The following is a 19112-nucleotide window of genomic DNA, read 5'->3' as shown; positions in this document are numbered from 1 at the left end:
TTATTCTGTGTCTGTTACAGGCCACCAATGATAACCGTCTTTTGCCAAAAGATCATCTGAATCAGCCGGTCCCATTGTGCCAGCAGCATAATTAGGAAATTCTGCTGCTACACTGGACCAGGCCTTGGCAATGGTATCGACGTAGCTCCAGGTTAACGCTACTTCGTCCCAATGGGTAAAGTTTGTTGCATCACCGTGAAGACAATCATCAATCAGTTTCTCATAGGCTTCTGGCGTATTAATCCCATCGATGCAATTATTGCAGTAATCAAGCTTAATAGGTCTGGCATAAGAACCGTCGCCGGTTTTCTTTGCATTTAAGTGAAGGGTGATCCCTTCATCCGGCTGGATGTTAATGACAAGAAGGTTCGGATGCATACTATCTCCATTGTTATAATAAAGATTCATTGGGATATCTTTAAACTGAACCACAATTTTAGTTGATTTAGCGGGCATCCGCTTACCAGTTCGAATATAGATTGGAGTTCCTGCCCACCGGAAATTGTCAATCGTCAGTTTCCCTGCTACAAAGGTTTCCGTATTGGAGTTCGGATCCACGTTGCTTTCTTCGCGGTAGCCGGGAACATCCTCGTTCCGGATGCTGCCTTTTCCATACTGTCCGCGGACAAAGTAGTCTGATACTTCGTTTTCCTTCAGGGGACGAAGGGCACGCAGTACTTTTACCTTTTCACTGCGGATTTCTTCGTCGGTCAGTTTGATAGGCGGCTCCATGGCAAGCAGGGCAACCACTTGGAGAATATGGTTCTGAACCATATCTTTTAGTGCACCTGATGATTCGTAATAACGGCCTCTGTCTTCCACTCCCAATGATTCGCTGGAAGTGATCTGGATATTGGCGATATAGCGGTTGTTCCAAAGCGGTTCAAAGATGGCATTCGCAAAACGAATGACTTCAATGTTTTGAACCATTGCTTTTCCAAGGTAATGGTCAATCCGGTAAATTTGATCTTCAGAGAAGGCTGCACGAATTTCATCGTTTAATTTTTGAGCACTCGGCAGGTCGGTGCCAAATGGCTTTTCAATCACAAGACGGCTCCATCCTTGCGTAGAAGTAAGCCCTTCGTTTTTCAGGTTAATGGCAATGGTTCCGAAAAATTCAGGCGCCATTGCCATATAAAACATCCGGTTGCCTGGATTATCATATGTATGATCAAGTTCTTCAAGCAATCCCTTTAACTCTTGATAGGATTCAGGATTGGTCACATCGAAAGGATGATAATGGAAATGAGATAGGAACTCATCCATTTCTTTATGATCTGGGACTGCATTTTCAATAGAAGTATTCACATTTTTGCGGAATTCTTCATTAGTCCAAGGTCTGCGGCCAACTCCGACGACCGCAAAGTCTTTGCCGATTCGATTATTTTGAAGAAGCTGATAGATGGACGGATAGAGCTTACGTTTAGCCAAGTCGCCCGTCGCTCCGAAAATAACAATTACGGCTTTTGGATTTTGTTCTGTATTCACAATAAAGACCTCACTTTTCATATAGTCAAGTGCCAGTTCTTTGGCTTAAGTCACGATTCCGAATAAGCATAATGATGCTCTTTTAAAAAAGGTCCCGTACAGGTTCTTAATTTTAAAGGTTCATTCCGGTTAAAGCAAACAATTGAACTAATTTTACTCTCATTAGTATGAACTGGAAACCGAAAAACAATTATTATTGCTGTAATTAAGCTTTAGAAAAGTATTTGTAGCAACGCAATGAATTTTAATGAGTATTTTCAAAAATTTTTTTCAAAGAGTATAATAAAAGGAGATCATTCAATTCATATTTTTCAATGGGAGAGAACGATGGGGGCTTCTTTTCACCGGGTAAATGCGACGTATCCATCAGGATATTTTCCTGTTTACGCGCTAAATGAAAAGTAAACCGCATTTCTCTTCAGGAAGTGCTGAAAACACAGGAATCATTATCCATCGCATGCACAGTCCGCTGTGCATGCTTCTCTTTTTCATGTATTCTAGATGAAAGAATTGTACTTAGGAGGACTTCACGTTGAACGTATTATTTTTAGGAACCGGAGCAGGGGTGCCATCCAAACAAAGGAATGTCTCTGCGCTGGCGCTGGAGCTGCTCGAAGAACGGGGAACCGTCTGGCTGTTTGACTGCGGAGAGGGAACCCAGCATCAAATCCTGCACACCTCATTAAAACCCCGTAAAATTGAGAAAATTTTTATCACCCACATGCATGGAGATCATATATTTGGCCTTCCCGGCCTATTGGGCAGCCGCTCATTCCAGGGAGCAGAAGATCCTCTTACCATATATGGGCCAAAGGGAATTACTCAATTTGTAAAAGCAGCACTTGCTCATAGCCAGACCCATTTACGATACCCGATTGAAGTGATTGAAGGTGAAGGAGGTATTGTTTTTGAGGATGAGCAGTTTATCGTTGAAGCCATTCTTCTTGAGCATGGGCTTCCGAGCTATGGCTACAGAGTAATCGAAAAAGATAAGCCCGGCACACTCATGGCCGATAAGCTTATGGCTGCAGGAATTAAACCCGGCCCCGCCTATCAGAAATTAAAAGAAGGAGGATCCCTGGAAACGGAAGAGGGGAAACTTATTCTTGGTTCCGATTTCCTCGGGCCGCCTAAAAAAGGTAAAATCATCTCCATCTGCGGGGATACAAGAAGCTGTCCTCAGCTGGCAAAGCTTGCAGAAGATGCAGATTTGCTGATCCATGAAGCAACTTTTGGAGAAGAGGATGAGAAGCTAGCATATGAATATTATCACTCCACTACCATTCAAGCTGCAGAACTAGCCAAACAATGCAGAGTGAAGCAACTCGTCCTTACCCATATTAGTGCAAGGTATCAGGGAGAACAGGTTGGAACACTTTTGGAAGAGGCAGTTAAGATCTTCAGTGATACGATTATTGCAGAGGATTTGCTCAGGCTAGAAGTCAAATAGTCAGCGGGTGAACTTCAGCTGAACTTCTTTTAATCAGGTTGACCCGCGCTCTATAAATGTGTAAAATGGAAACAAATCGTAATAATTACGTTTTATATTACATAAGGAGGAATTGGCTATGCGTGTAAATATTACATTAGCATGTACTGAATCTGGAGACCGGAATTATATTACGACTAAAAATAAACGAAACAATCCTGACCGGATTGAAGTGAACAAATACTGTCCCAGATTGAAACGTGTTACGCTGCACAGAGAAACGAAATAATGAAAGAAGAGGCCGGCCTTTTAAAAAAGGCATGGCCTCTTTTTCATGTTCCCGTACAAGTATCCATACCATTTCCGCAAATGTGCTTATGATGTAATATCTTTTTAAACTTTTTTGGAAAGGAGAGACGTTTGTGGAAAACTTTATTGAATTAATGCTTCCTTATGTTCTTAAAGTACAAAAGGAAGAGAATATATCTGCCTCTATGCTTATCGCTCAATCCATACTTGAAACTGGCTGGGGAGAAAGCTTTCTGGCAAAAAATGCTCTAAACTTATTCGGAATTAAAGGCTCTTATAAAGGACAATCCATTGTGATTAGAACCATTGAATATGTGGAGGGAGAAGAGAGAGTGGTTTCCTCTGCTTTCAAACGCTATCCAACCTGGTATGAATCAATTAAAGACCTGGTAGAGTTTTATAAAAGAGGGACGAGATACGCGCCTATTTTCGGAGAAACAGACTACAAGAAGGCATGTTCCGCTCTGCAGCAGGCGGGATATGCAAGTGATCCAAAGTATGCTGAAAAGCTAATTGGCATTATTGAGAGAAACAACTTGGCAAAGTATGATACGATGTCCGGCATGCCTTTTCCGCCGCCTGTCAAAGTTTCTAAACCATACCCTGGAGAATTAATTAAAAAGGGTTCGAAAGGGATGTATGTAGTCGAAGTGCAAAAACAGTTGAATAAGCTTAATTTTAAGCTGGCTGAAGATGGAATTTTCGGAGCGAAGACAGAGAGGACAGTCAGAACGTTTCAGCAAATGAAAGGTTTATCTGCTGATGGGGTTGTTGGATCTAAAACCTGGAGTGTTCTGTTTGCTAATTAAACCGTTAATTGCTGAACCAGCGCCTTATATAAGGTGAGCAGTGTTTGTTCATATAGCAACCTGTTAACTTCTATTGATGTCTTCCTCTAATTTAGTTCGTTTGGTTTGTCATTTCAGCACTCAGTATTAATAATTAGCGGCATTAAGAATTGTAACTCCTCCGCGAATGATCCTCAAAATAATTGTGTCTTCCTGCTGTTTAGATGAAAGATAATGAATTAGGTGTACTATTGTGTGGGGTATTTTGGGAGCCTTTTTAAACTCATATTGTTTAAAGATGTTACGTACATGATCCAAACTATTTCGTTTTTTAGTATATTACTTATAAAACGTCCCTAATCGGTTTCAATAAGGATGTATCTCCTGAATTAAGGGTAACTGGATCAATAAGCAAAAGCATCTCAAATATCGCATGAATTCAGTGCGATTTGAGATGCTTTTTTTGGGGGGAATAAAGTACTTACTTCCATCCTCGTTCATATTGAATGGGAGATTCAATTGAGGTTCCAAGCTGTTCAGCAGCAGTCCTCGGCCAATAAGGGTCACGCAGAAGCTCACGGGCTAAGAAAACTAAGTCTGCCCGCTCACTGCGCAAAATTTCCTCTGCTTGCAGACCATGAGTAATCATACCTACTGCACCTGTTGCTATTTCAGCTTCACGGCGGATTTTTTCTGCAAATGGAACCTGGTATCCTGGGTAAACCGGAATATCCGCCGGTACTAGAGCTCCTGAACTTACGTCGATTAGGTCGATTCCCTGCTCGCGCATCCATTTGGCGAATACAACATGATCATCCGGAGTTAATCCTTCAGGGTGGTAATCAGTGGCAGAAACCCTGACAAAGATCGGTCCATGCCATACTTCTTTCACGGCTTCAATTACTTCTCTAAGGAAGCGGTAGCGGTTTTCAGCCGAACCCCCATATTCATCATCGCGATGATTGGATAATGGAGATAAGAATTGGTTGATCAAATAGCCGTGCGCACCATGAAGTTCAATAATATCGAATCCTGCTTCTTTCGCTCGGCGGGCTCCATCACGGAATGCCAGGATTGTTTCCTGGATTTTTTCTTTCGTCATGGCTACTGGCCTTTTTGAATTTTCATTAAAAGGGATAGCAGTCGGAGCAGCAATTTCTTCTTTTAATACAGCTTTTCGTCCCGCATGAGCAAGCTGGATAGCCGCTTTAGCTCCATAGCTTTTTATTTCTTTTACGAGGCTTGTAAAACCTTCTGTATGCTCATCACTCCAAATACCGAGATCATGTGGTGAAATTCTGCCTTGCGGCGTAACAGCAGATGCTTCAAGCATGATCAGACCGGTTTGGCCTGCTGCGCGGCTTACGTAATGGGTGCGGTGGAAGCTTTCAAGCTTTCCGTCCTCATTGATGGATGAATACATGCACATCGGCGACATCACAATCCGATTTTTCAGTTCTACATTCTTTATCTTATATGGTTCAAATAATTTTCGATTCAAGATTTTCGCCTCCATGAAATAATTTCAAAAAAAGTATACCAGCGTCATTCCTTCAAGTCACTTAATCTGCCCGGGATACTTGGTAAGAGTAGATTTTCTCCCCAAAGCTGTTGAAATTATTAGTAAATTCTATACAATGGATTCAAATGGAGAATGGGGGGAGTTTATGAAAACATTATGGCAGACAAAGGAACAGCTAACAGAATTATTAGCAAAACTGGTTGAATACGATAGTGTAACCGGAACAGCTGGAGAAGCCTCGTTTCCTGAATATGTACAGTATTTGCTGAATCAGACAAATTATTTCAACCATAATCCGGACTATTTAACTCTTCATCCACTTAAAGATGGCAGACGTTTTTTAACGGCTCTTGTGAAAGGGAAGACTGACAGAACCCTCATACTATTAAGTCATTTTGATACGGTAGAAGTGATTGATTATGGAGAACTCCGGCATCTTGCATTCCGGCCGAAAGAGCTGACTGATACGCTTAAGGAAAAAAAAGAGTGGCTGCCTGAACAAGTCCAGAAAGAGCTGGAAAGCGGAGAGTGGCTGTTTGGCCGGGGAACGATGGATATGAAGGCGGGCCTGACCGTGCAAATGGGTGTAATTGAAAAGGCAATGAAAGAAGAGTTCGACGGAAACCTGCTGCTTCTTACGGTTCCGGATGAAGAAGTAAACTCGGAAGGAATGCTTGCAGCGGTACAAGCTTTGAGTGATTTAAAAGAAAAGCATCATCTGGATTATATCGCGTGTATTAATTCAGAACCGATGTTTACGAAATATCCGAATGACCCGGACTATTATCTTTACACAGGGTCGATTGGAAAAGTCCTTGCAGGATTTCTTTGCTATGGGAAAGAGACGCATGTTGGAGAACCTTTTTCCGGATTGAATGCTAATTTAATGGCATCCAAAATCAGCGAACAGCTTGAATTGAATGATGAGTACTGTGAAACGGTGGAAGAAGAGGTCACACCGCCTCCAACGAGCTTGCTCCAAAAGGATTTGAAAGAGGAGTATTCCGTGCAGATTCCTCATATCGCGGTATCCCTGTTTAATGTTTTAACCATGCAGAGGCCGCTTGAAGAGCTTCATGAACTGCTTCTTCAATCTGCCAAAACCGCTGCGAAAGAAATCGAAGCGCATTATATAAATAGAGCCAATGCTTATTCTGCAAAAGTTCCATACAAGCCGGAGCCATTTTCGGTTAAAGTGATAAGCTATGACGAACTTTTCAGTTATGCAGTGAAAAAAGCCGGGAAGCAGGAAGTGGAAAGGAGAATTGCCAATCTTGATACCGAGGCTGGAGGTGAGTCGGATGGACGCCAAACCTCGATCCGCATTGCCGCTGAGCTGGCTGGCTTATGTAAAGAGCTTTCACCGATGATTATTCTTTTCTATGGCCCTCCGTTTTATCCTGCAGTTTCATCGAATGAAAATCGAATGATTCGGCACATCGCGGATTTTGTTTCAGCATTGGCAAAAAAAGAGTATGGAATTTCATTAAAACGTCAAGTTTATTTTCCGGGTCTTTCCGATCTAAGCTTTCTACAGCTGCAGGATTCAGATGAATCACTCTCAAAGTTTACAAAAAGCTTGCCGGTGTATGAAAGAGGGTATTCCTTGCCCGTTAAGGAAATTAAGGAACTAAACATGCCGGTTATCAATATCGGGCCGGTTGGGCGCGATGCCCATCAATGGACAGAAAGGCTATACCTGCCGTATTCCTTCAGTCAGCTGCCGGAAATATTGGAAATGAGCATTAAAGAGTTTTTCTGCTGGGAAGAGAGAAGGGGCTGAGCCATGTGGCTGCCTCTTCTTTTTTTACGCTTGTGGCTTTGGTACATATATTTACTAAAAAAGGAAAAGAGAATAAAATAAAAGCAGACCGTCAGACAAAGGGGTGTCATAGATGAAAGCAATAATTGTTGAGGAGTTCGGCAGTACGGATCATATGAAATACATAGAGTGGGAAACACCGGAACCTGCATCCCATGAGGTACTAATTCAGGTAGAAAAAACAAGTGTGAATTTTGCTGATATTAAAGGGAGATACGGTAAAAAAGGAGCCAAAACTCCTTATATTCCCGGTCTTGATTTAGCGGGTACAGTCGTGGGGACGGGTGAAGGGGTAACAAAATTTCATCCGGGGCAGCGGGTTATAGCTTTTCCTTCCAGCGGTTCGTATGCTGAGTTCGCGGTTGCGGATGAGCAGCTTACCTTCGCTATTCCTGAGAGCATGGACTGGAGTACAGCTGCTGGATTTCCTGTCGTTTCTTTTACTTCCTATCAGCTGCTTGCAGATGTTGGCAGACTTCAGGCGGGTGAAACGGTGCTAATCCATGCTGCAGCAGGCGGGATCGGAACGACAGCCATTAAATTGGCTAAACGCCTAGGCGCTTCCCAAGTAATTGGAACGGTGAGCAGGGCTGAGAAAATCAAAGCTGCTTATCAGGCTGGTGCTGATCATGTGATTTGTATGGAAAGTGAGGACTTTGCTCCGGTTGTTACAGAATATACAGGCGGATTGGGCGCTGATGTTATTTTGGATTCGATTTCGGGTGAAGTTTCAGAGAAAAGTCTATCATGTCTGGCTCCTTATGGCCGGCTTGTTCACTTTGGAAATGCAGGAGGGGAAGCAGGCCATTTTAAAACGTCCGACCTTCATGCAAGCTGCCGCTCTGTTTTAGGCTTTAGCTTTGGCACAACCCGGAAGAAAAGACCTCATTTATTGCAAAATACTGCGTCAAAGGTGTTCAGCCTTTTTGAAGAAGGAGTTTTACCTATTGAAATAGGAAACCGATTTCCTCTTGAACAGGCAGCAGCAGCCCATGATCTAATTGAAAGCCGGATGAGTACGGGAAAAGTTTTGCTCGATGTAAGATGAAATGCAACGGTTTAAAAGGCAGTCCGCACAATGCGGACTGCCTTTTAAGCTTCTCTGATTTTTTTTTCCTCATTTGAAACCTGTGCCTGCAATTCAACGGAGCGCTCGGCAGCTCTTTTCACGCATGCAATGATGGCATCATTAAACTGGTAGTCCTTTAGTTTCTCAATTCCGGCCTCTGTCGTTCCGCCAGGGCTCGTTACTTCTTTTCGCAATTGGGAAGCCTGCTTATCGGATTGCATCAGCATTTCGGATGCTCCTGCAAGTGTCTGAAGAATTAAGCTTTTGGCAATCTCCTGGTCAAGTCCGATTTCCATAGCCGCATTTTCCATTGCTTCAATAAAGTAATAGATATAGGCAGGGCCGCTTCCGGAAAGAGCCGTTACAGCATCGAGTCTGTGTTCCTCCACGACAGCAACCATTCCAATCGTTTCAAAGAGGTGTTTGGCCATTTTCAGCTGGTGCATGGTCACTTCTTCACTCGGAGCAATCGCAGTTGCAGACATTTGAATGGCGGCAGAGGTATTTGGCATCGCGCGTATAACTGGTGCCATTTTACCGAGCAGCCTCTGAATCGTATGAATGGTAACTCCAGCCAAAACGGAAAGGAACAGCTGCTTTTTAACGTAAGGCCTGATGGAGAGAACGGCTTCTTCAGCATCCTTCGGTTTCATTGCCAAAATGATAATTTCTGAGCACTCTAACAGTTCCTCTTTATTTTCAGTCACATTTACCCCGTAATGGTCCTGCATATATAAAAGCTTGCTTCTGTCGCTGCGATTGCAGACATGTATATTCCCAGGACGGACCACATTCCCATTTATTAATCCGGAAATGATCGCTTCTGCCATTGAACCTGCGCCAATTACTCCTATTTTCATTTCATTCCATCCTCCTTTTTAGTTGAAAAACAAAAAACCTTTCCATCCTCTAGTAAAAGGACGGAAAGGTTCCGCGGTACCACCTTAGTTGGCGCAAACGTTCTGCACCCAGCTCATTGCCTTTATCGCGGGCCGCGCTTAGGTTTTCCTAGCAGCTGGCAGGGTAGGTTCGATTCTCAAGCGGGCTGCACAGTCTTTCAGCCGGTGAACTGTGCTCTCTTTCGCCATTGATGAATGTACTGATCCTGGTCGTCGCCGATTCCGATATCTCGTTTATATTTGTACTCCATTATGCAAGGGTGGACAAGCCAAAGTCAATAGGCTTTGGAAAAATATTTTGCTGAATTATTTGAATATAATGACAAAAAAGAGTTAGCGGAGTAAACTAGTCATATACATAAGTATCAGGAATAGCCCGGGTTAAAACACAGAGTTTACACGTCTGTGTGATTCTCAGTCAATGGGTTTGAGCAGACCATCAGGGGGAGAGGCTAAACGCCGCAACGATCAAGAGCTCATTATAGAAAAATAATAAGTAGGAGCGATTAAGATGAACTCATCACTGAATCAGGAATCCATAATCACGATGCCGATCCCAACGCCATTTCCGGTAGGGGACATCAATGTGTATGTATACAAGGGAGATGCTCTGACGTTAATTGACGCAGGTCCGAAAACAGAAGAAGCCCTGGACTCCTTAAAAATCCAGCTTGAAAAGGCCGGTTACCGGCTTGAAGATATCGAGCAGGTCATTGTCACTCATCATCACCCTGACCATGTAGGACTCCTGGATGAATTAAAAGGGGCAAGATTTATCGGACATCCGTATAATGAGCCTTGGCTATCAAGGAATCAGGAATTTCTTGAGAATCAAAAAACCTTCTTCCAGGGCCTGCTGCTTGAGTTTGGAGTGGATCCTGTTTTCTTGAAATACATTAAGAATTTAGAACGGTCCCTAGCCTTTTCCTGCACCGTTTCTCTTGATGGAACCATTACCAGCGGAGATGAAGTTCCAGGAATGCCGGGCTTCCGTGTAATGGAAACACCTGGCCATGCGCAATCACATATCGCCCTATACAGGGAAGCGGATGGCCTCCTGTTCGGGGGGGATGTCCTCTTGAAAAAAATCTCTGCTAATCCTTTGCTTGAGCCGCCAATGGAGGGAACGGAGCGGCCTAAACCGCAGCTTCAATTTAACGAAACGTTCGACAAGCTGCTTCAGCTTCCTCTTTCAAGAGTTTTCTCCGGCCATGGGGAGATCATTGAGAATGCACACGAACTCATTCATTACCGGAAAAAGCGCCAGGGTGACCGTGCAGAGGAAGTAAGGAAAATGCTCGTGCAGAAACCAATGACAGCTTTCCAGGTATGCACGGAGCTCTTTCCGACCGTTTTTCATAAAGAGCTGATGCTGACTATGTCTGAAACAGTTGCCCAGTTGGATTATTTAGAGAATCTAGGTAAAATTACGTCAAACGGTGCAAAAGAAAGCCGAATGTATTTTGCTTAGGATGGTGGAGAATGGATCTTAAAAATAAAGTCGTTTACATTACCGGAGCCTCCGGAGGAATTGGAGAAGCAATGGCCAGAAAAACGGCTGCGGCCGGTGCAGTGCCTGTGCTGCTTGCGAGAAGAGAAGACCGTCTGCATGCACTCGCTATGGAGCTGAAACAGACGTATGGAACGGAAGCCAAGTATGCGAAAATGGATGTTTCGGATACGGCAGGCATCTCACCTGTCTTCGAGCAGCTCCTGGCTGAGACGGGCCGCATTGATGTACTCATTAACAATGCCGGATTTGGGGTCTTCAAGACGGTGGAAGAGTCCACTCTTCAGGAAATGGAAGGGATGTTTGAAGTCAATGTCTTTGGCTTGATTGCCTGCACAAAAGCTGTGCTCCCCGCCATGAAAAAACAAGGCAGCGGTCACATCATCAATATTGCTTCCCAAGCAGGGAAAATAGCTACGCCTAAATCCAGCCTGTATGCGGCAACAAAGCATGCCGTTCTCGGGTTCTCAAACAGTCTGCGGATGGAATGCAGCGGGACCGGAATCAAGGTAACAACCGTTAACCCTGGACCGATAAAAACTAATTTCTTTGAAACGGCAGATGAAAGCGGCGAGTACACAAAAAACGTGGAGCGATGGATGCTATCGCCGGACTATGTGGCAGATAAAGTGATTGGCTCGATGGGTAAGTATAAACGGGAAATCAACCTGCCAAGATGGATGAATGCAGGAAGCACTATGTACCAGATCGCGCCGGGATTAGTGGAAAAACTTGCAGGGAATGCGTTTAATAAAAAATAACAGGCTAGGCTGCTTCAAAAAGACCGGAATCATTATCCGGTCTTTTTTCATGTAGCTAGCTGTGCGGCTGCTTCACCGTCTCTCACAGCTGAGCAAGCGTCCTCCGCTTTTCCTTCCCTTTATTTGTATGAAAAGTCAGATTGTACGAACATTCTGGGTTTTTAAGCTCAGAAAATTTTCATTCTTCTGCTCTATTCACGCCGGCGCGTTCCAAGGATTACACTTTAAAAAGAACGGAATGAACGTTCATTCCGCTGTTTTGGAGGGATTGGGATGGCTACAGCTGCAGCAGGAAAAGAAAATCAAATATTGCAGGCAGGACTCATTTTGTTTGCTGAAAGAGGATTCGATGCCACTGCTGTTCCAGCAATCGCTGAAAAAGCTGGAGTAGGAGCGGGGACGATTTACCGGTATTTTGAGAATAAAGAGACGCTCGGAAATGTACTGTTTCAGCAATGTCTCGGCCGTTTTGAACAAACTCTTCGAAGTGGATACCCGGCAGATTCGGAAAATTCCCGTGAGCAATTTCAGCACTTTTTTTATGGAATGGTATCTTTCACAAATGAGAATGAGCATGCTTTGTGTTTTATCAGAAATCATGCACATGCTCACTTTTTGAATGAGAAAAGCACCAATCAATTTGTTCAGGCCCTATCAGGTCTTTATGAATTTTTTGAAAAAGGCAAGACGAAACAAATTATCCGCAATTTGCCGGCAAACGGCTTAATCGCCATTTTTTTTGGATCGTTTCTGGAGCTTCACCGCCTTATACGGGCTGGACATCTTGAAGAAACTCCCGAGCTAATGAAAGGGATTGAAGAAAGCTGCTGGGATGCTGTCAGAATTCATGATTGAAAATCACTCTGAAAGAAGGAATGCACGATGACCACGACGAGCAAAATTCCAATGCCGGAGTTTCAGGGAGACTATGGACATCTTCCGCTTCTAAATCCGGCCAAACCTGTTCAGTCACTTATGGAAATCGCTAAAAAAATGGGGCCCATTTTCCGGTTCGAAAAACCATCGCAATCAACGGTTTATTTGTCAGGACGTGATCTTGCTGCGGAGGTTTCAGACGAAACAAGGTTTGATAAAAGTGTAAGTCAGGCACTTCAAAATGTCCGTGCTTTTTCAGGAGATGGATTGTTTACAAGCTGGACGCATGAGCCGAATTGGAAGAAGGCCCACAATATCCTGCTCCCAAGCTTCAGCCAAAAAGCGATGAAAGGCTACCATAATATGATGGCCGACATAGCCATTCAGCTCGTTCAAAAATGGGAGCGGCTGAATGCCGGTGACGCTGTAGATGTTTCCGAAGATATGACAAGACTGACGCTTGATACAATCGGACTTTGCGGATTTAACTACCGGTTCAACAGCTACTATAGGGAAAACTTCCATCCATTTATTGAGAGTATGACAGGTGCTCTTGGAGAAGCAATGAGCAAGCTTCAGCGTACGGAAACGGATGAAGCTTTTTTGAGAGAAAAAGAAGAAGTTTTTCAGCAAAACATTCAATCCATGTTCAGTCTGGTTGACCAGCTCATTGAGGAACGGAAAGAACAGCGCGAGCAGGAATGGGCAGACGATCTCCTCTCCCACATGCTGAGAAGCAAGGATCCGGAAACAGGGGAAGGGCTAAGTGATGAAAATATCCGATTCCAGATTATCACGTTCCTCATTGCAGGCCATGAAACCACGAGCGGTATGCTATCCTTTGCTTTTTATTATTTGCTGAAAAATCCAGACGTATTAAAGAAGGCGCAGGAAGAAGCCGACCGTGTTTTGACGGATTCTGTTCCAGGCTACAAAGAGGTCAAGAAGCTGAAATATGTTCAGATGATCCTAAATGAAACACTTAGACTTTGGCCAACCGCTCCTGCTTTTTCCCTCTATGCGAAAGAGGATCAAGTCATTGGAGGAGAGTATTCCATTGGAAAAGGAGAGGAAGTAACCGTTCTCCTTCCGCAGCTTCACCGCGATCGTTCCGTTTGGGGGGAAGATGCCGAAGAGTTCAAGCCTGAGCGGTTCGAGGATATGAGCACGATTCCTCCGCATGCTTTCAAACCGTTCGGAAACGGGCAGCGCGCCTGTATCGGCCAGCAGTTTGCTCTTCATGAAGCCACCCTCGTCATGGGGCTGCTCCTAAAGCATTTTAATTTTAGAGATCATACCGGCTATGAGCTGGATGTGAAAGAAACGCTCACCTTAAAGCCAAATCAGTTTACCATGAAGGTGAACTCCCGAAAAAAATGGATGGGCTTTGCTGTACAGCCAGAGGGATCTATGAAAGCAAACAAGAAGGAGGCTGTCTCTAAGCTTCCAGAGAATGCTCATCAAACACCATTGCTCGTTCTGTATGGCTCAAATATGGGTACATCCGAAGGCTTGGCAATGGAGCTTGCAGAAAAAGGGGTAAGGTATGGTTTCAATGCAAAAGCCGCTCCGCTTGATGAATATACGGGAAGACTGCCTCGGGAAGGCGCGGTTGTTATTTTTTCCGCGTCCTACAACGGCAATCCTCCTGACAACGCCCAGAAGTTTACCGAATGGCTGAGGGGAGCAGATTCGGATGAAGTGAAGGGTGTGCAATATACGGTATTCGGCTGCGGGGACCGCAACTGGGCAAGTACGTATCAGCGTATTCCCGATCTTATTGACCGGACTTTAGAAGAAAAAGGCGCCATCCGCTTTGCGCTGAAGGGAGAAGGAGATGCAGACGCTGATTTTGATGGGGATTATGAAGCGTGGCAGGAAGAGTTTTGGCCATCCGCTGCTTCCTATTTTAGAGTTCAGCTGCCTGCGGAAGAACCTGCGGCAGGTGAAGGTTTGTCAGTAGAATTTGTTACAGGTGAAACGGCTGTCCCCCTTTCCGAATCCTATAACGCTTTTACAGCTGAAGTAAGTGCGGCAAAAGAGCTTCAATCTGAAGTAAGCGGGCGCAGCACCCGCCATATTGAATTACTTCTGCCTGAGGGCATAGGTTATAAAGAAGGCGGGCACATTGGAATTTTTCCTAAAAACAGCCCGGAGATCGTCAGCCGTGTTTTGCGCCGCTTCCGCTTGAATGGACAGGAACAGCTTCTTTTGAATGGGGAAGGAGCAAGCACCTCCCATTTGCCGAAGGGTCATCCTATTGGAGTTCGGGAGCTGTTCTCCAAATATGTGGAACTTCAAGAGCCGGTCACGAGATCACAGCTTAAAATACTGGCTGCTGTAAATGTTTGTCCGCCGCATCGCATGGAGCTTGAAGCAATGCTCGCCAATTATCCGGAAGAAATACTAGCAAAACGGGTAACGATGCTCGAGCTTTTGGAAACATACATGGCATGTGAACTTCCGTTTGAACAGTTCTTGAATTTGCTTCCATCACTGAAGCCGCGCTATTATTCCATTTCCAGCTCACCTGAAATGTCTCCTGAAAAAGTGAGCCTGACGGTAAGTGTATTAAAGGATACGGCTTGGAGCGGAACGGGTGAATACAATGGAGTCGCTTCTGGCTATCTTGCCCGCTTGCTCCCGGGAGACCGGGTAACGTGTTTTGTCAAAGAGCCTCAAAGCGGTTTTGAACGTCCTGCGGATCCTGAAACGCCAATCATTATGGTAGGCCCTGGTACGGGAATTGCTCCTTTTAGAGGGTTTTTACAGGGACGGCGTGCTTTAAAGGAGCGGGGATACAAGCTCGGAGAAGCCCATCTCTATTTCGGGTGCAGAGCGAGAGAGCACGATTATTTGTATGAGCAGGAGCTCCTTGACGCGGAGAAGGATGGCTTGGTAACCCTTCATACCGCTTTCTCTCGTGAGGAAGGCATGGCCAAAACGTATGTTCAGCATCTGATGAAAGAGGATTCTCCCCATTTAATATCGCTTCTTGATCTTAAGGGACACCTCTATATATGCGGAGATGGCAGCAAAATGGCTCCGGATGTGGAAACGGTTATGAAAGAGAGCTATAAGACAGAAAAAAATGCTTCTGAAGAAGACGCAGAAAAATGGCTCGCTGACCTTCAGCAGCAAGGCCGTTTTGCAAAGGATGTATGGGCAGGCAAATAACAGGGAAGAAAGCAGCCGGAATACAAGGGCTGCTTTCTCTTGTTTCTCTATGAAAATATTGGCAGGAAGGGCCGGAACCGGAATAATCCGGTCTTTTTTTGTGCGAGCTAGAGCGATTGTCCACACAAAATGAGAGATTCTGCATATTTATATATCATTCTTTTGGTTTGAAAAGTATAAACGCATATGGTTATAGCAAATCTTTAACGTGATAGATTCTAAATGGGAGAAAAACATGAGATTCATGGAGTAAAGCTTGAATTATAAGCGAAAGTAGGTATCATCAGATGACACCGCGAAGCCGTGTTCCAAAGCTTGAGCTGAAAAGTTCCAATCATGCCCGGCCGGTGCTGAACCCTGAAAAACTGGTTCAATCCCTTATGAAAGTATCGGAAAGGGCAGGGCCTATTTTTCAATTCGACAGGCCCAAAAATGCGACAATTTTCATCTCGAATCATAAGCTTGCCTCAGAAGTATTCGATGAATCCCGTTTTGATAAAAGCGTGAGCCATGCCTTGCAAAACCTCCGGCCGTTATCGGGAGATGGTCTTTTTACAAGCTGGACGCATGAGCCAAATTGGAAAAAGGCTCATCATATTCTTCTTCCATGCTTCAGTCAAAAGGCGATGAAAGGCTATCATTCGATGATGATCGACATTGCGGTCCAGCTTTTGCAAAAATGGGAGCGTATGAATGAGGGAGATTCAATTGATGTATCAGAAGATATGACGAGGCTGACTTTGGATACAATCGGTCTCTGCGGTTTTAACTACCGGTTCAACAGCTTTTATCGCGAGCAATTCCATCCTTTCATAGAAAGCATGGGAGCAGCTCTTAGTGATGCGATGAGCAAGCTCATACGCTCAAAAAAAGAGGCCGCGCTGTTTGCAGAGAAAGAAGCGTCATTTCAGGCCCACATCCAGGTAATGTTTAATCTGGTCGATCAAGTGATTGAAGAGAGGAAGCGGCTTCCGGAAGCGGAATGGGCAGACGATCTGCTGTCCCGCATGCTTCGAAACACGGATCCCGAGACGGGGGAGCTGCTTGACGATGAGAACATCCGGTTTCAGATCCTTACATTTTTAATCGCCGGCCATGAAACAACAAGCGGTCTTCTGTCTTTTGCTTTTTACCTGCTTCTTAAGAATAAACACGTGCTGCAAAGAGCTCAGGAGGAAGCGGACCGCGTTTTAACATCGTCTGTCCCAACATATAAAGAGGTTAAAAAACTGAAATATGTTCAAATGATTCTAAATGAAACGCTTCGCCTCTGGCCTACAGCTCCCGCTATTTCCCTTTACGCCAAAGAACCGGAAGTAATCGGCGGGAGATTTGCGCTTGAAAAAGGACAGGAAGTAACCGTTCTGATTCCCCGGCTCCACCGTGATAAAAGTGTATGGGGCGACGATGCAGCCGACTTTACGCCAGAGAGATTTGAGGATATGAGCACGATTCCCCCCCATGCGTTCAAACCTTTTGGAAACGGCCAGCGGGCCTGTATCGGACAGCAGTTTGCCCTTCATGAGGCCACGCTGGTCCTCGGCTTGCTGCTGAAGCATTTTGACTTCATTGATCATACAGATTATCAGCTTGATATCAAAGAGACTCTTAGCTGGAAGCCGAACGGGTTTACCATGAAGGTTAAAACGAGAAAGAAATGGATTGGTCCCGCTCCTGATATGGAAAAGTCTATCGAAGAATCAGTAATTCCGTCTATTCAATCCAAATTAGAGAACTCACACGGGTCCCCGCTTCTTATTCTCTATGGTTCAAATATGGGTACCTCGGAAGGGCTCGCTAAACAGCTGGCGAAAAGGGCGGCCGGCCTCGGTTTTCAAGTCAAAATCGGCCCGCTCGATGATTTCGTGTGCAGGCTGCCGAATCAGGGGGCTGTCATCATCATCTCCTCTTCCTATAACGGGAGCCCGCCGGATCATGCAAGGAAGTTTATCAGCTGGGTGGCTGAGGCAAATGCAGCGGAAATGAGTGGGGTGGCCTTTGCAGTCTTTGGCTGCGGAGACCGAAGCTGGTCCGCTACCTATCAGCGAATTCCTGTCTATATTGATCAGAAGCTTGAGGAAAAAGGGGCACTTCGGATTGCAAGACTTGGTCAAGGAGATGCAGACACGGATCTTTATGGAGAATACAAAGAATGGGAACGTGAGCTATGGCCTTCACTTGCCTCCCATTTTCACATAGAGCTTCAGGCTGAGAGCTTAGAGGAATCGGATAAACTGACCGTGGAATTTGTAAGCGGCGACACCCTGGCCCCCATGGCAGAAGTGTACAAGGCGTTTGCAGCGAAGATCGCGGTAAATAAGGAGCTGCAGTCGTCTTTAAGCGCCAGAAGTACCCGTTACATTGAAATTTCGCTGCCGAAAGATGTGAACTACAGGGAAGGGGGCCATATCGGAATCCTGCCATGCAACAGTCCTGAATCCGTAAATCGCGTGCTCCGCCGTTTTCGTCTATCCGGCCGGGAAACGGTTGTCCTTAAAGGAGAAGGAGCTTCTCACTTGCCTATGGGCCAGCCCATTGAAGTTCGAAAGCTGCTTTCAGCATGTGTGGAGCTGCAGCACCCTGTGACAAGAAATCAGCTTAAAGCCCTCACGGAGGCTACAGTTTGTCCTCCTCATAAGGTTGAGCTTGAGGCCATGCTAAATAGATACCAGGAGGACATCCTGGCTAAACGAATTTCAATTCTTGAGCTATTGGAAAAATACATGGCGTGCGAGCTCTCGTTTGAGCGGTACATTGGCATGCTTCCTGCATTAAAGCCCCGTTATTATTCCATCTCCAGCTCCCCGGATAAGTTCCCCGGCAGAGTCAGCCTGACCGTCAGCGTATTGAAGGAGCAAGCATGGAGCGGTGCTGGGGAATACAAGGGGGTCTCATCTGGCTATCTTGCCGGTTTGCTGCCGGGAGACGAGGTTGCATGTTTCGTAAGAGAACCGCTAAACGGCTTCCAACGCCCTGCGAATCCGGAGACGCCGATCATCATGGTCGGGGCGGGCAGCGGAGTTGCACCATTCAGAGGCTTTCTCCAGGGACGCCGTGTTCTTCAGGAGCAAGGCTGCAAGCTTGGTGTTGCCCATCTTTATTTCGGCTGCAGAAACAGCAAACACGATTTTCTTTATGAGCAGGAGCTAAAGGAAGCGGAAAAGGACGGGCTTGTCTTTTTGCACACCGCCTTTTCCCGTGAGGAAGGCAGCGCGAAAATTTACGTGCAGCAACTGATTAAAGAACATGCGTCCAAGCTGATTGCCCTTCTTTTGGAGAAAAATGGACACCTCTATATATGCGGGGACGGCAGTAAAATGGCGCCGAACGTTGAAGGGGCTTTGAAAGAGAGTTACCAGGCAGTAAAAAATGCCTCAGAGGAAGAGGCGGCCGCTTGGCTTGCTGATCTTCATCAGCAGGGGCGATTTGCGAAGGATGTATGGCCAGGAAAATAATGTGAAA

The 19112-nt window shown here is 45.2% G+C and carries 13 protein-coding genes; 10 read left to right on the top strand and 3 right to left on the bottom strand.

Annotated elements, in window-relative coordinates; genetic code table 11:
* Positions 1-1488 carry a glucose-6-phosphate dehydrogenase gene (gene zwf / locus AS29_RS01360; protein ID WP_035404150.1) on the bottom strand — a complete coding sequence of 496 codons (1488 nt, stop codon included), beginning with the start codon at positions 1486-1488 and terminating at the stop codon, positions 1-3.
* Positions 1489-2020: 532 nt separating this feature from the next.
* Between zwf and rnz the strand changes: the two genes are divergently transcribed.
* The 3 genes from rnz (at position 2021) to AS29_RS01345 (ending at position 4035) form a co-directional block, all read left to right on the top strand.
* Positions 2021-2938 (top strand): ribonuclease Z, encoded by a 918-nt coding sequence (rnz, locus tag AS29_RS01355; RefSeq protein WP_035404151.1) that lies wholly within the window; start codon positions 2021-2023, stop codon positions 2936-2938.
* A 118-nt stretch (positions 2939-3056) separates the two neighbouring features.
* Positions 3057-3206 (top strand): 50S ribosomal protein L33, encoded by a 150-nt coding sequence (rpmG, locus tag AS29_RS01350; RefSeq protein WP_035404153.1) that lies wholly within the window; start codon positions 3057-3059, stop codon positions 3204-3206.
* A 133-nt stretch (positions 3207-3339) separates the two neighbouring features.
* Positions 3340-4035, top strand: coding sequence for a glucosaminidase domain-containing protein (locus AS29_RS01345; protein ID WP_051860483.1), 696 nt, complete (start codon positions 3340-3342; stop codon positions 4033-4035).
* Positions 4036-4495: 460 nt separating this feature from the next.
* On the opposite strand, the gene namA is transcribed toward AS29_RS01345, so the two are convergent.
* Positions 4496-5515, bottom strand: a complete 1020-nt coding sequence (namA, locus tag AS29_RS01340; protein WP_156505828.1) for an NADPH dehydrogenase NamA — start codon at positions 5513-5515, stop codon at positions 4496-4498.
* A gap of 166 nt (positions 5516-5681) precedes the next feature.
* On the opposite strand from namA, the gene AS29_RS01335 reads away from it, so the two are divergent.
* Both AS29_RS01335 and AS29_RS01330 read left to right on the top strand, forming a co-directional pair.
* Entirely contained in the window at positions 5682-7319 is a 1638-nt protein-coding gene (locus AS29_RS01335; protein ID WP_035404157.1) for a M20/M25/M40 family metallo-hydrolase, read from the top strand.
* A gap of 112 nt (positions 7320-7431) precedes the next feature.
* Positions 7432-8406, top strand: coding sequence for a quinone oxidoreductase family protein (locus AS29_RS01330; RefSeq protein WP_035404158.1), 975 nt, complete (start codon positions 7432-7434; stop codon positions 8404-8406).
* Between the two features lie 44 nt (positions 8407-8450).
* On the opposite strand, the gene proC is transcribed toward AS29_RS01330, so the two are convergent.
* Positions 8451-9287 carry a pyrroline-5-carboxylate reductase gene (gene proC / locus AS29_RS01325; RefSeq protein ID WP_035404159.1) on the bottom strand — a complete coding sequence of 279 codons (837 nt, stop codon included), beginning with the start codon at positions 9285-9287 and terminating at the stop codon, positions 8451-8453.
* Positions 9288-9837: 550 nt separating this feature from the next.
* Between proC and AS29_RS01320 the strand changes: the two genes are divergently transcribed.
* From AS29_RS01320 to AS29_RS01300, 5 genes are all read left to right on the top strand, one after another.
* Positions 9838-10797, top strand: a complete 960-nt coding sequence (locus tag AS29_RS01320) for an MBL fold metallo-hydrolase (RefSeq protein ID WP_051860484.1) — start codon at positions 9838-9840, stop codon at positions 10795-10797.
* Between the two features lie 11 nt (positions 10798-10808).
* On the top strand, positions 10809-11597 hold the full coding sequence (locus tag AS29_RS01315) for an SDR family NAD(P)-dependent oxidoreductase (RefSeq protein WP_035404160.1): 789 nt from the start codon (positions 10809-10811) through the stop codon (positions 11595-11597).
* Between the two features lie 273 nt (positions 11598-11870).
* Positions 11871-12452: a TetR/AcrR family transcriptional regulator gene (locus AS29_RS01310; RefSeq protein WP_051860485.1), complete on the top strand. Its 582-nt coding sequence runs from the start codon at positions 11871-11873 to the stop codon at positions 12450-12452.
* Positions 12453-12479: 27 nt separating this feature from the next.
* A complete protein-coding gene (locus tag AS29_RS01305) occupies positions 12480-15650 on the top strand; it encodes a bifunctional cytochrome P450/NADPH--P450 reductase (RefSeq protein ID WP_035404162.1) in 3171 nt (1056 codons plus the stop codon).
* A 287-nt stretch (positions 15651-15937) separates the two neighbouring features.
* A complete protein-coding gene (locus AS29_RS01300) occupies positions 15938-19105 on the top strand; it encodes a bifunctional cytochrome P450/NADPH--P450 reductase (protein ID WP_035404164.1) in 3168 nt (1055 codons plus the stop codon).
* The last annotated feature ends 7 nt before the right edge of the window (positions 19106-19112 follow it).

The sequence above is a fragment of the Bacillus sp. SJS genome, assembly GCF_000732485.2.
Taxonomy (GTDB): domain Bacteria; phylum Bacillota; class Bacilli; order Bacillales; family Bacillaceae; genus Metabacillus_B; species Metabacillus_B sediminis.
The sequence above is the reverse complement of the archived record's forward strand: the minus strand, read 5'-3'. Positions and strand labels throughout refer to the sequence as shown.